Genomic DNA, 14,314 nt, shown 5'->3' on the forward strand with positions numbered 1-14,314 from the left:
GCGGCGTGACCACCGACGCATTCCCGGCTAAAGCCAGTCCCACAATTGGAGTTCAGGCCAGCCCTACAGCTGGAGTTCCAGCCGTTCCAACGGGATGCACTCGGTCAGTCGCTGAAACATTTCTGCCCCTCTCCCACGACGACTGGCATTATGTCGGCCATCGTCAATAACAAACCGGACGTACCGCCACAGCGCTACCGCAAGGTTGTATGCGACACCCAATTGAATCCCGGGCCGCACCTTGGCGGCCGCTGCTGGCTGGAGCGACACAATGAGTGAGAGCGCTTTCGCGGACCGCATCGTGCAGAACCTGCTCGATACCGACCTCTATAAGCTGAGCATGATGCAGGCCGTGCTGCACAACTACCCCAACGTCGAAGTGGAGTGGGAGTTTCGCTGCCGCAACGGTGAAGATCTCCGGCCGTACCTGACCGAAATCCGCCATCAGATCGAGCAGCTCTGCGAACTGTCGCTGAGCGTCGAGGAGACCGGTTTCCTGGAACGCATCAACTTCATGAAGCCCGACTTCCTGCGTTTCCTCGGGCTGTTCCGCTTCAACCTGCGCTACGTCCAGACCACCATTGAAAACGACGAACTGTGCATCCGCCTTTCAGGCCCCTGGCTGCACGTGATCCTCTTCGAAGTGCCTGTCCTGGCCATCGTCAGCGAAGTCCGCAATCGCCATCGCAACCCCGAAACCCTGCTCAGTCAGGCCCGCGACCAGCTGTGCCGCAAATTCGACTGGCTGAATGCAACCGCCACTGCCGACGAACTGGCGGAATTGAAAGTGGCTGACTTCGGCACGCGCCGGCGCTTCTCCTACGCGGTGCAGGAGGACGTCGTTTCGGTGTTGAAAAAGGATTTCCCCGGCCAGTTCGTCGGCACCAGCAACGTGCACCTGGCGCGCAAATTCGACCTTAAACCCCTCGGTACCATGGCCCACGAATGGATCATGGCCCATCAGCAACTTGGCCCGCGCCTGATTGACAGCCAGATTGCCGCGCTCGATTGCTGGGTGCGCGAATACCGCGGCCTGCTGGGTATTGCGCTGACAGACTGCATCACCACCGATGCCTTCCTCGGCGACTTCGACCTGTTCTTCGCCAAACTCTTCGACGGCCTGCGCCACGACTCGGGCGATCCTGTGCAGTGGGCCGAAAAATGCATCAGGCACTATCAGAAGCTGGGCATTGAGCCGATGAGCAAGACGCTGGTGTTCTCTGATGGCCTGAACCTGCCGAAGGCGCTGGAAATATTCCGCGCGCTGCGTGGTCGCATCAACGTCAGTTTCGGGATTGGCACCAACCTGACCGCCGACATCCCGGGGATCCAGCCAATGAGCATCGTGCTGAAAATGACCGCCTGCGCCGGCCAGCCCGTCGCCAAGATTTCCGACGAGCCCGGCAAAACCCAATGCAAGGACCCGGAGTTCGTGTCCTACCTGCTCCACGTATTCAAGGTGCCATCCTGAGTCGAGCACCGACCGCCGCCTCTTTTCCATGCCATTCCTTTTTTGCTCAAGGAGTCAATCATGCAAGACGTACAGCGCGAGATCGCCCGGCAGCTCAACGTCCAGCCGCCTTTCGCCAATGACGGAGCGCTGCAGGCGGAAGTCAGCCGCCGCGTGCAATTCATCAAGGACTGCCTGAATAACGCCCGCCTGAAAGTGCTTGTACTGGGCATCAGTGGCGGCGTGGATTCGCTGACAGCGGGTTTGATGGCCCAGCGCGCCATCCGCGAGCTGCGTGAAAGTACAGGCGACGATGCCTACACCTTCATCGCCGTGCGCCTGCCGTATCACATCCAGCACGACGAACATGAAGCCACGGCATCGGTGGATTTCATCAACCCGGACGAGCGCCACACAGTGGACATCGCGCCCTCGGTGAAAGGGCTGGTTGATCAGATCAAAGCCTTCGAAGGCCAGGCCGCCAGTGCCGTGGATTTCGTCAAGGGCAACATCAAGGCCCGGGCGCGGATGGTCGCTCAGTACGCCATTGCCGGCGTAAAAGGCGGTCTGGTCATCGGCACCGACCATGCGGCTGAAGCGGTCATGGGGTTCTACACCAAGTTCGGCGACGGCGCTTGCGACCTGGCGCCGTTAAGCGGTCTGGTGAAGAACCAGGTCCGCGCAATCGCGCGCAGCTTCGGCGCGCCGCACAACCTGGTCGAGAAAGTCCCCACCGCCGACCTCGAAGAACTGGTCCCCGGCAAACCCGACGAAGCGGCCCACGGCATCAGCTACGCCGAGATCGACGCCTTCCTCCACGGCGAACCGGTAAAGCAGGAAACCGCCGAGATTATTGTCAGCACCTACCGCAAGACCCAGCACAAACGGGATCTGCCGTACGCGCCATAACGCGTAGCAACGAATGCGTCCGATGGGTTTTGCATAAAAAATTCATCGGGCGGCAAACGCGCTGCATTCAAAAACGGAATGAACCCGTTATTTCTTTTCGCTTGATGGCGCTCGTCATCACGGCTTACATAGCGCTCTGACTTCCCCGCTCAGAGCCGCTATCCATGACTGCTTTCCAAGGCCTCTTCTCCCTCGTTGCGTCCACCGTTGGCCAGCCCGCTGCGGCGTGGCTCGAACATCGCGTCGAGGTGCCACAAGCATTGGGTGGTTTCTCTTGGTCTGACGAGGCGGTCCATCGGGCCTGGCTGGCCGAAGCGTTAAACCTCTGCCTGTTCCACAAGCTGGTAGAGGCCGTACCCGATGGGCTTCGCTATGTGGACGAGCAATTCGAGGGCGGCCGCAAGGTGGTGTTCGACCATGGCGCCATTCGCACCGTCGATTGGGCGGACAACGGCGAATTGCCACGCGGGCGTCAGGCCTTCTCGCGCCTGCTGGAGCCGCTGGGCTTCACCGATGTGCGCACTTACCCGCTGACCAAACTGAACATGACCGGCTGGGGCTATCGCCAGATGGACCTGCCGGAAGACATCGCGCAGTTCTTCGTTTCCGAGCTGCACCCCGGCCGACTCAGTCAGTCATTCCAAGAGGCGGTCAGCCGTGTCGTCGGTTCCAGCCGCGACCCGTTGAGTCCTGAAGACCTGAGCATCCTCAATCGCCTGCGCACCACCCGGCATTGCAGCGTCGCCGAAGCCACCCGTCTGCTGCCGGCGCTGTATCGAGCATTTGACCGCCAGCACGGCGTCGTTCGGGAAGATGACTATCGCCAACTGCTGAGCGAAAGCGCGGAAATGGCGTGGATCGCCACCGAAGGCAACAGCTTCAATCACCTGACGGATCGGGTGGTGGATCTGGAAGCGACGGTTACCGAACAGAATCGGCGCGAGCGGCCGATGAAGGACAGCATCGAGGTGTCAGGTTCGGGCAGGGTCATGCAGACCGCGTACAAGGCCTGCACGGTGAGTCGAGGGCTGCTGAATGCCGAGGGTGTCGTCGTGGCGCACAAGGTGCCGGGCTCATTTGTCGAATTCATTCAGCGCAAGATCGACCCTGACAACGGCAAGATCGATCTCAACTTCGACAGCAGCAACGCCCAAGGCATCTTCAAGATGACAGACTCGAAGCAGGCCCAGTGATCACTTCAGCGTGACAGTGCCTTTCATCATGCCGATGTGGCCGGGGAAGGAGCAGAAGAAGCCGTATTTCTCGGCCGGGTCCAGTTTGGAGACGTCGAAGGTGACCGAATCCGACTCGCCTCCGCCGATGACTTTGGTGTGGGCAATGACGCGCGTGTCACCGTCCTTCAGATAATCCTTATCGATGCCAACGCTCATGCCGTCAGTGGCGATCTGCGACATGTCATCGTATTTGCTGATGACCACGTTGTGGCCCATGACTGCCTTCGGCAGGCTGCCGGAGTGTTTCAGGTTGACGGTGAACTGCTTGCAGCTCTTATCGATTTCAATGGCCTTGGTGGTGAACGTCATTTGATCGGTGGAATCGACCTCAACCGAGCATTCGGCCGCCAGCAGGTGCCCACTGGCCAAAGTCAGAACGGATGCAGCGACAAGCTTGCGAATCATGGTGCGTCTCCAGGTGGGGTAGCCTTTGATTTCGTATACAAGGACAGCCCTGAATTAGAACAATTCAACGACCGTTATTGCCGGTCATCTCTGCGCGGCCTCTATCAGGGCCATCGAGACAATCAAACAGTCAGCGCTAAGATGGCTGCATAAGATCGCCCTGTCACCCACCTTCAGGACGATCCCATGCAACTTTCCAGCATTTTCCGCAGCCTGCTTGCCGCTTACGCCTGTGGCGCATCGGGTAGTTACGACCGCGCCAGCCAGGCTTACGGCGTCTATCAACGCGCTGTTTCCAACGGCTGAGACCTGTAATGCCGGGGGACTGACCGGCATCGATGACCGGGTGAGGAAAAATACCACGCCGGTTTTGCACCATTCTCAGGCAGAATGTGCTGACTTATCGTCTGCCTCGAGGACTGCCCATGGCCAAACCCAACTATTCCTTCGCCAAACGCCAACGTGATCTGGCCAAAGAGCAAAAGAAAGAGGAAAAAGCACAGCGCAAGCAGGCCGAGAAGGCTGAAGCAGAGGCTGGAGAAGGTGCAGCCGTAGACGGCGAAAACGCTGAAGGCGCTACCGAAGCTGAAGACTCCGTCGAAGTAAAAGGCTCCGCTGAAGAAAAGCCTGCCGAGTGATCGTCTGATTCAGCGCAATGGGATGGATGAACGCGAAAGCCTGTAGGCGTGAGCTTGCTCCCGACGAGGCTTTTACCGTGATCCATCCATTGGCTGACAATCCTGCTCGCACGACATGGCGCGCGTGCTCACCTCCCCCAACGGCGTCTTCATCCGCCTATTTCGCAATCGGCATTACCGTCACGCGCACTTCCGGGTCGTGGCTCCCGCCTCCCAGAATCACCCCCCGCAACGGCGACACGTCCGAAAAATCCCTCCCCCACGCCAGACTGATGTGCTCAAGCGCAGGCTGAACGTTGTTGGTCGGATCGAAATCCACCCAACCCAGCACCGGACAGAACACCGACACCCATGCGTGTGAGGCATCGGCACCAATCAGCCGTGGCTGCCCGGGCGGCGGCTGGGTGAGCAGATAGCCGCTGACATACCGCGCAGCCAGACCGCGCGAGCGTACGCACGCCAGCATCAGGTGAGCGAAGTCCTGACAGACGCCACGGCGGGTTTCCAGCACCTCCACCAGCGGCGTGGCCACTTGAGTCGCCTCGCCATCAAAGGTGAATTCTTCGAATATCTTCTCCATCAGCGCCTGCGCGCACAGCAGCATCGGCCGCCCGGCGGGAAAGCAGCTGGCGGAAAACTCGACGAACGTCTGCTTCAGGTGAACGTACGGGGATTCGAATCGATAGCGACAGGCCTCAAGGATGTCTGGCGCCATTCTCGAAGCGCTATAGGTCAGCCGATGCTGCGCCTCATCCCAGGAAGCGGAAGCATTGAAATCCAGCCGCGGCCGTTCCAGCACTTCAATACGCAGGCGCGCGTTGACCTGAAGCTCATCGTGCGGGCGTTCGAATGCCAGGCGCGTCAGCGGATTGCCAAACACGTCCAGCTCATCGCGGCGCATGGTGGGCGTCGGGCTGATGATCAGGTGCTGCTCCAGGCAACGCTGCCAGGGACTGCGCCGCGGCCACAGATGGGCAAGCTGCTGGGCCAGGGATACCGGGCTGTCGTATTTGTAGTGCGTGTCGTGGAGGATCTGATAATGGGCACTGTTCATCAGACCGACACCGTGCGCTGACTGACATCGTCGACGTGGGCAAAATGACGCAGCGCAAGCCGGTCAGAAACATGGCCGCTGGTGTCGCCGATGGTCTGCAGCAGATCCGCCAAGCCGTCCAACGCTGCCTTGACGCTGCTCTCACCGAACAGCCCATCTTCCAGGCAACCCAGATCGAACACCGCCAGCCGCTGAATGAGCGCCGTGAGGCCGTTGTCCTGAGGCACGCCGAAATCCTCATTCATGCGTTTCACTGAGCGGGCCACCAACTTGAGCTGAAACAACACCGCGTGGGGGTTCTGATCGTCCAGCACCAACAGGTCGAGCACCGGGATCAGCTGCGGCAGGGCCAGATAACGCGAGAGGTAAGTGATGCCGCTGTTGCCCAGTTCCAGGAGCCCGTCCAGGGCGTCCTGATGAAACACTGCCTCGCTGCGCAGGAATGCTGCCAGCGTCGTACAGAGAAACTGCAAGCGCTCGATGCGCCGCCCGATCATCAAGAAGCGCCAGCCCTCGTCGCGGGTCATGTCGTCCAGGGCGAAACCGGACAGCGCCGCCAGTGACATCACCAGGCGGTTGAGAAAGTCCAGCAGCTCGCCGAAATCAGGGCTCTCGGTTTCTAGATTCATGGCTTCGCGCTGCAATTCCACCAGCGCCTGCCAGTTCTCGCGGGACAACTTGCCGCGCACTTGGGACGCCGCCCACTGCAAGCGCTGCAAGTTGGAGCGCAGGCTGAACGGCCAGTCGTCACCCAACAACGCTTCAAGCAGACGTTCATGTAGCTCGCGCGGCTCCTCTTCGTCTTTGAGAGGAAGCAAATTAAGTCGCTCGGCCAGCTCGACCGCTGCTTGCAAGGCGACCGGATCATCGCCGTCGACATAGCGCGTGAGCATGATCCGCAGCAGGCGCGCGCTGTTGTCGCAGCGCTCGCAGTAGCGGCCGAACCAGAACAGGTTTTCCACCACACGCGACGGCAGATACGGGTCGCGACGAATCAGGTCGTGCACCCCCAGCGAGTGGCGGTTTTTCCACGGTTCGCTGCCCAGTGGGCGCTCGCCGAGAATCCAGGTGTCCTTACTCGCCCCGCCGCGCTGCATCGACACCACGTCCGCGTCGGCGTCGGCGGCCACACGGGTCAATCCGCCCGGCAGGACGCGATAGCCATCGGCCGTCGCCACTGCGTACACGCGCATACCGATGGCGCGGGGCTGCAGCTGACGGTCCTCGCCCTGCCAGACCGGCGCGTGGGACAACTGCGCCAGTTCCTGCGCGACGTAGGCATAAGGCCGGGCCTGCATGCGCGCGGCCAGGGCCTTGCGCTGTTCGTCGCTGAGGTCACGGCCGAACACCGGAGCGAAACTCTGGGACGGGAACGCAGGCTTGATGAGCAGCTCGGGCATCTTCTCCAGCGCCTGCGCCAGCACCGGCGGCTCACCGCACCACCATGTGGCGATCGACGGCAGCAGCAGCTCTTCGCCAAACAGGTGTTCGTTGATCTTTGGCAGAAACCCGAGCAACCCGGGCGATTCCAGCACGCCGCTGCCAAGGGCATTGGCGACCAGCACCCGGCCCTGACGCACGGCTTGCAGCAGGCCCGGCACGCCCAGCGCCGAATCCGTGCGCAGCTCCAGCGGATCGCAGAAGTCGTCGTCCAGACGGCGCATGATCGCGTGTACACGACGCAGGCCGCTGAGGGTTTTCAGGTACACCGTGGCGTCGCGTACGGTCAGGTCGCTGCCTTCCACCAGTGGATAGCCCAGCTGACCGGCCAGATAAAGATGCTCGAAATAGCTCTCGTTGAAACGCCCGGGCGTCAGCAACACCACCAACGGGGCTTCGTGGCTGGTCGGTGCCTGACGCGCGAGGGTTTCCTGCAGCGACCGAAAGAAATTCGAGAGGTGCTGGACCTGCAGATCCCGGTACAGCTCGGGGAATGCCCGCGACACGATCAGACGGCTTTCCAGCGCATAACCGGCACCCGACGGCGCCTGAGTCCGGTCGGCGGTCACCCACCAGCGGCCATCGGGCGTGCGCGCCAGGTCAACCGCGTACACATGCAGAAAAGTGCCTTCAGGCGGCTTTACGCCCTGGCATGGCCAGAGAAAATTGTTGTGGCCGAACACCAGTTCCGATGGCAGCAGACCTTCGGCGATCAGTTCCTGCGGGCCGTAGAGATCGGCCAGCACGGCATTGAGCAGACGCGCGCGCTGGGCGATGCCGGCCGCCAATGGCTGCCATTCTTCCATTGGAATCACATGGGGCAGCATGTCCAGTTCCCAGGGCCGATCGGCACCCTTGGGGTCGGCGTAGACGTTGTAGGTGACGCCGTTTTCCTGAATCTGCCGGGCGAGCAGCGCCTGACGCTGGATCAGCTGCGCAGGTGTGCTGCGCTGGAGATGCTCGTATAAACGCTGCCAATGGGGCCGAACGGCGCCGCTGGCATCCAGCATCTCGTGGTAGGTACCCGGGGTGAGCGGATAGTGGTCAAGCAGGTCAGGCATGGAAGGCTCGGCAGACAACAAAGGGACTCGAATCAACTGCGCTCAGAGTAGCGCAGACAACATGACACGCAGGCGCCGCTTTCCACGTTTTATACGTGCGGCGCGGCGACCTGATCTCACGTCAGGTCGCCGGCGCGGCTACCGATGCAGGCGTAAATCCAGGGTCATCGGCAGTTCATCGTTGAGGGTCAGTGCAGGAACCTGCAGTTTGCCGGGGCTGTGGCCGACCCGGAAGAACCGCGCCAGACGTCGGCTTTCCGCCTCATTGGCGTTCACCGGCAGGGTTTCGTAATTGCGCCCGCCAGGGTGGGCGACATGGTACTCGCAGCCCCCCAGCGAGCGCTGCATCCAGGTGTCTAGGATGTCGAAGACCAGCGGCGCATGAACAGGGATCGTCGGCTGCAAGGCATTGGTCGGCTGCCAGGCGCGGAAACGTACCCCTGCGACGAATTCCCCCACGCGCCCGGTCGGTCGCAGGGGTACCGGCACGCCGTTGCAGGTGAGCATGTAACGCTGCGGCGGCAGGCCGGTGACCTTCAGCTGCAAGCGCTCAAGTGACGAGTCCACATACCGAACCGCGCCACCCGCTGCACCCTCCTCGCCCAGCACGTGCCACGGCTCCAGCGCTTGACGCAGTTCCAGCTCGATGCCGCTGACGGCGTAGTCGCCAACCTTTGGGAAGCGAAACTCCAGATGCGCCGCGAACCACTCCGCGCGCACGGGATAACCGGCGCTGTTGAGCTCGGCGATGACGTCTGCGAAATCCTGCTGGATGAAGTGCGGCAGCATGAAGCGGTCGTGCAGCTCGGTGCCCCAGCGCGCCAGTTTCGCCGGTGCATAAGGCTCGCGCCAGAACCGCGCGACCAGTGCCCGCAGCAACAGCTGTTGCGCCAGGCTCATCCGGGCGTGCGGCGGCATCTCGAACGCGCGCAGCTCCAGCAGGCCCAACCGGCCAGTAGCACCATCGGGCGAATACAGCTTGTCGATGCAGAATTCCGCGCGGTGGGTGTTGCCGGTCACGTCGATCAGCAGGTTGCGCAGCAGCCGGTCCACCAGCCACGGCGCGCATTCTTCGCCCGGCTTGGGCATTTGTGAAAAGGCGATTTCCAGCTCGTACAACGAGTCGTTGCGTGCTTCGTCGACACGCGGTGCTTGTGAGGTCGGCCCGATGAACAATCCGGAGAACAGGTAGGACAGCGACGGGTGGTTATGCCAGTAGCTCAACAGGCTGCGCAGCAGGTCCGACCGACGCAGGAAGGGCGAATCGCCCGGCGTCGCGCCACCGAGGACAAAATGGTTGCCGCCGCCGGTGCCGGTGTGGCGCCCATCGATCATGAATTTCTCGGTGGTCAGCCGAGTCAGGCGCGCCTGCTCGTAGAGAAACTCTGTGCGCTCGACCAACTCGTCCCATGTGGAGGACGGCTGTACGTTCACTTCGATCACGCCCGGATCCGGGGTGATGCGGAAGTTCGCCAGACGCGGATCGCTCGGCGGCTCGTACCCTTCCAGCAACACCGGGCAGCGCATGTCTTCAGCCGTCGCTTCGATGGCGGCGACCAGTTCCAGATAGGCCTCAAGGGATTGCAGCGGCGGCATGAACAGATACAACCGTCCGCCCCGCGCTTCGGCGCTCAATGCGGTGCGGGTCAGCCAATCAGCGGACTCGTCGATCTCGGGTTCGCGGTCGACGCCCGGATCGCCCTGCTCTGCCAGGCTGTCCAGTCGCGACTCAACCTCGTCTCGGTCGGGCAACTCGGCAAATGCCTGGTTGTGGTCGGTCGGATGGATGTAGGGGTACTCGGCCGCTTTGACCCACGGCTGCGAGGCCAGCGGCAAGCGATAGCCCAGCGCGGAATCCCCCGGCACCAAACGGCAATGCTCGTCGCGCAGGTACCAGCGACCACTCTGCCATTGATCGTCGGCAGCGGTTCGCGCCAGTGGCAGAACGTGGCCAATGATGGTGTCCAGCCCTTGGGAAAACACGTTGCGCAGGCGCGCACGTTCAAGGGGGTCTTCAAGGCGCGAGGCTTCGGCGCTGACATTTTTGGGCAGCGCGCCCTCACGCCACAGGTAATAGAAACGGTCTTCGTAAGCCGGGAAAACGTAGCGCGTCGGCAGCTTCAGCCGCTCGGCCACGCTGCGCAGGAAACTGCCCGCCATCTCGCTGTCGGCTCCGTAGTCCCGGGTTTCGTCAGCGACCAGCGCATTGTTGCGCCACACGGGCTGTCCATCTCGGCGCCAGAAGCAGTTCAGTGACCATCGCGGCAGTTGCTCGCCGGGATACCACTTGCCCTGACCGAAATGAACGATGCCCTGGGGCGCGTAATGGTCCCGCATGCGTTGATACAACTCGGCCGAGAGCAGGCGCTTCTTCGGACCCAGTGCGGCGGTGTTCCATTCATCACCATCACGGTCGTCGATGGACACAAAGGTCGGCTCGCCACCCATGGTCAGGCGCACGTCGTGTACCATCAGGTCGTTATCGATTTGCCGGCCCAGCGCCTGAATGTCCTGCCACTGCTCTTCGGTATACGGCTTGGTGACGCGCGGCGCCTCCCAGATACGCTCCACAGACATCTTGTGGGTGAACTCGGTGTTGCAGGGCTCGACCATGCCACTGATCGGCGCCGCCGAAGACGGCTCGGGGCTGCACGCCAGCGGAATGTGCCCCTCACCGGCAAACAAGCCGGACGTCGCGTCAAGGCCCACCCAGCCAGCGCCCGGCAGATACACCTCACACCAGGCGTGCAAGTCAGTGAAATCGACGTCGGTGCCGGAGGGTCCATCCAGCGCTTTGACATCAGCCTTGAGCTGAATCAAATACCCGGACACAAACCGCGCAGCCAGCCCCAGATGACGCAGCAACTGCACGAGCAGCCACGCCGAATCACGGCAGGAACCAGAAGCGTTTTCGAGGGTGTATTCAGGCGTCTGAATGCCCGGTTCCATGCGGATCAGGTAACCGATATCGTTGGCCAGACGCTGATTAAGGCCGACCAAAAAGTCGATCGCCGGAATCGGCGTGCGGTCGATGCTGTCCAGGTACGCCTGAAACCTTGGGGTCAGCGGCAGCTTTTCCAGATAGGGCTGCAGCTCGTGATGCTCTTCGCGGGCATAGGTGAACGGGATCTTCTCGGCGTAGGGCTCAAGGAAGAAGTCGAAGGGATTGAACACTGCTATTTCGGCGACCAGGTCCACTTCGATGCGGAGCTCGCTGGTCTTTTCCGGGAACACCAACCGCGCCAGGTAATTACCCTGCGGGTCCTGCTGCCAGTTAATGAAGTGGTTTTCAGGAAGGACTTTCAGCGAATACGACAATACCCGCGTACGGCTGTGAGCCGCCGGGCGCAAGCGGACGATTTGCGGCCCCAGCTCTACCGCGCGTTCGTAGCGGTAATGCGTGACATGGTGCAAGGCAATTTGAATCGACACGGCGTGCCTCCTGCGAGCCTGGACGGTAACGGAGCTGCGCAAGACTTATGCCACCCCGGCAAATCAGGCGCCTCCGGCCTGGAGGTAGCATGTTCAGCCAAGCACAGCACCAAAATCGCGCCCGCTTCAACGAATGGTGCAAGGGTCGCACGGAAATGAGGCGGGTGGGGTTATTTGCACTGGAATGCAAAACGCCAGCTCGAAAGCTGGCGTTTTGTTGTTCGGTGTCGCTTAGCGCGGGACCTTACCGTGGGAAAACCGGCTGGCGCGAAGGCTTCTTGCCTTTGCCGGGTTTGGCCGCATCCGAACGATCCTTGGCAGCCTGCTTGTTACGAGCAGCCGCCGCAGCCTTGGCCTCTTCGCGCTTGTCCCAAGGCTTGCTGCCGTCGCTTGCGCGCTGAGGCAAGCCGGTGTGCTGCGTCAGGATCTTGGTGGTCCTGGCAACCTTGTGGCTACCAGCCGGCGTCGAGTTCTTGCGGCGCGCGCTCTGATAGGTGTCGGTTTCCGGCTGATGCAGCGGAATCAGCTGATGCTTGCCCGGTCCGATCAGATCGGCACGGCCCATACGCTCCAGTGCCTCACGCAGCATCGGCCAGCCCTTCGGATCGTGATAGCGCAGGAACGCCTTGTGCAGACGGCGCTGCTCTTCGCTCTTGACGATGGTGACCGAATCGCTCTTGTACGTGACCTTGCGCAGCGGGTTCTTGCCAGAGTGGTACATGGCCGTCGCACTGGCCATCGGCGACGGATAGAACGCCTGCACCTGATCCGCGCGGAAGCCGTTGCCCTTGAGCCACAACGCGAGGTTCATCATGTCCTCGTCAGTCGTGCCGGGGTGGGCCGCGATGAAGTAAGGAATCAGGTACTGCTCTTTGCCCGCTTCCTTGGAGTACTTCTCGAACATGCGCTTGAACTTGTCGTAGCTGCCAATGCCCGGCTTCATCATCTGGTTGAGCGGACCTTCTTCGGTGTGCTCAGGCGCAATCTTCAGGTAACCCCCGACGTGGTGGGTCACCAGTTCCTTGACGTACTCGGGCGATTCCACCGCAAGGTCGTAACGCAGACCGGACGCGATCAGAATTTTCTTCACGCCGGGCAGTTCACGGGCACTGCGGTAAAGCTGAATCAATGCCGAGTGATCCGTGTTCAGGTTCGGGCAGATACCCGGGAACACGCAGGACGGCTTGCGGCACGCGGACTCGATTTCCGGACTCTTGCAGGCGATGCGATACATGTTCGCCGTCGGACCGCCAAGGTCGGAGATCACGCCGGTGAAGCCGGGGACCTTGTCACGGATTTCTTCGATCTCGCGGATGATCGAATCATGGGAACGGTTCTGAATGATCCGGCCTTCATGCTCGGTGATCGAGCAGAACGTACAGCCGCCGAAGCACCCGCGCATGATGTTCACCGAGAAACGGATCATGTCGTAGGCCGGAATCTTCTCCTTGCCGTACACAGGGTGCGGAATGCGCGCGTAAGGCATGCCGAACACGTAGTCCATTTCTTCGGTGGTCATCGGAATCGGCGGCGGGTTAAACCAGACGTCCACCTCGCCGTGCTTCTGAACCAACGCGCGGGCGTTGCCGGGGTTGGTTTCCAGGTGCAGCACGCGGTTGGCGTGAGCATACAGAACCGCGTCCCCACGCACTTTCTCCATCGACGGCAGACGGATGACCGTCTTGTCGCGGGTCATGCGCGGGCTCGCCAGGATCTGCACGACCTTCGCTTCGTTCGGATCCTCGACGTCACCCTTTTCCTGCTCGATGGCACAGGCCTGGGTGTCTTGAGTGTTCACGTACGGGTTGATGATCTTGTCGATCTTGCCTGGACGGTCAATACGCGTAGAGTCGACTTCGTACCAGCCTTCCGGCGTATCACGACGAATGAATGCCGTGCCGCGCACGTCAGTGATGCTTTCGATCGTTTCGCCATAGGACAGACGGGTAGCAACCTCGACAATGGCCCGCTCGGCGTTGCCGTACAGCAGGATGTCAGCGCAGGCGTCGATCAGGATCGAATTGCGAACCTTGTCCTGCCAGTAGTCATAGTGAGCGATGCGGCGCAGCGATGCTTCGATGCCACCCAGAACGATCGGCACGTTCTTGTAGGCTTCCTTGCAGCGCTGGCTGTAGACCAGACTCGCACGATCCGGACGCTTGCCCGCCATGCCGCCTGGGGTGTAGGCGTCATCGGAGCGGATCTTTTTGTCGGCGGTGTAACGGTTGATCATCGAATCCATGTTGCCGGCCGCGACGCCGAAGAACAGGTTCGGCTCGCCGAGCTTCATGAAGTCGTCTTTTGACTTCCAGTCAGGCTGCGCAATGATCCCGACGCGGAAGCCTTGGGACTCCAACAGCCGGCCGATGATCGCCATGCCAAACGAAGGGTGATCGACATAGGCGTCACCCGTGACAATGATGATGTCGCAGGAATCCCAGCCAAGCTGATCCATTTCTTCCCGGCTCATGGGCAGGAAAGGCGCTGGTCCGAAACATTCGGCCCAGTACTTCGGATAGTCAAATAACGGCTTGGCTGCTTGCATATCGATGACCAGTGTTCGTGTCAGGGGGCGACTTTCGCTTGGAAATTCGCGGTCGCGGAGAATAGCACAAATTTTGATCAAGTCCGACGACAGTAGTCGGATTAATGATCGGCATGACTCTGGACTCTGGTGCCTTTCCGGCATC

General features: G+C 61.2%; 9 protein-coding genes. 4 read left to right on the forward strand and 5 right to left on the reverse strand.

The features are described 5' to 3' along the window. Positions 1-271: 271 nt before the first annotated feature. The 3 genes from pncB to AC3ISG_RS22025 all read left to right on the forward strand — a co-directional run bounded on the left by pncB (position 272) and on the right by AC3ISG_RS22025 (position 3,552). On the forward strand, positions 272-1,471 hold the full coding sequence (gene pncB, locus AC3ISG_RS22015) for a nicotinate phosphoribosyltransferase (protein WP_489297963.1): 1,200 nt from the start codon (positions 272-274) through the stop codon (positions 1,469-1,471). 60 nt (positions 1,472-1,531) lie between these two features. Next, positions 1,532-2,359 carry an NAD(+) synthase gene (gene nadE, locus AC3ISG_RS22020; protein WP_489297964.1) on the forward strand — a complete coding sequence of 276 codons (828 nt, stop codon included), beginning with the start codon at positions 1,532-1,534 and terminating at the stop codon, positions 2,357-2,359. Between the two features lie 164 nt (positions 2,360-2,523). After that, complete coding sequence (locus tag AC3ISG_RS22025) at positions 2,524-3,552, forward strand: DUF1338 domain-containing protein (RefSeq protein WP_489297965.1); 1,029 nt, start codon at positions 2,524-2,526, stop codon at positions 3,550-3,552. Here the strand turns inward: AC3ISG_RS22025 and azu are convergent, their stop codons facing one another. Next, positions 3,553-3,999: an azurin gene (azu, locus tag AC3ISG_RS22030; protein WP_122533806.1), complete on the reverse strand. Its 447-nt coding sequence runs from the start codon at positions 3,997-3,999 to the stop codon at positions 3,553-3,555. Positions 4,000-4,424: 425 nt separating this feature from the next. Between azu and AC3ISG_RS22035 the strand changes: the two genes are divergently transcribed. Continuing rightward, entirely contained in the window at positions 4,425-4,637 is a 213-nt protein-coding gene (locus AC3ISG_RS22035; RefSeq protein ID WP_272633052.1) for a hypothetical protein, read from the forward strand. A 157-nt stretch (positions 4,638-4,794) separates the two neighbouring features. Here the strand turns inward: AC3ISG_RS22035 and AC3ISG_RS22040 are convergent, their stop codons facing one another. The 4 genes from AC3ISG_RS22040 to AC3ISG_RS22055 form a co-directional block, all read right to left on the reverse strand. Next, positions 4,795-5,691, reverse strand: coding sequence for a transglutaminase family protein (locus tag AC3ISG_RS22040; protein WP_489297966.1), 897 nt, complete (start codon positions 5,689-5,691; stop codon positions 4,795-4,797). Next, positions 5,691-8,192, reverse strand: coding sequence for a circularly permuted type 2 ATP-grasp protein (locus AC3ISG_RS22045; RefSeq protein WP_489297967.1), 2,502 nt, complete (start codon positions 8,190-8,192; stop codon positions 5,691-5,693). The genes AC3ISG_RS22040 and AC3ISG_RS22045 overlap by 1 nt, the downstream gene beginning before the upstream one ends. A 138-nt stretch (positions 8,193-8,330) precedes the next feature. Then, entirely contained in the window at positions 8,331-11,624 is a 3,294-nt protein-coding gene (locus AC3ISG_RS22050) for a transglutaminase family protein (RefSeq protein WP_489297968.1), read from the reverse strand. A gap of 244 nt (positions 11,625-11,868) precedes the next feature. Then, positions 11,869-14,169, reverse strand: a complete 2,301-nt coding sequence (locus AC3ISG_RS22055) for a YgiQ family radical SAM protein (protein WP_122533811.1) — start codon at positions 14,167-14,169, stop codon at positions 11,869-11,871. Positions 14,170-14,314 lie beyond the last annotated feature (145 nt).

Source organism: Pseudomonas sp. GL_135, assembly GCF_057834665.1.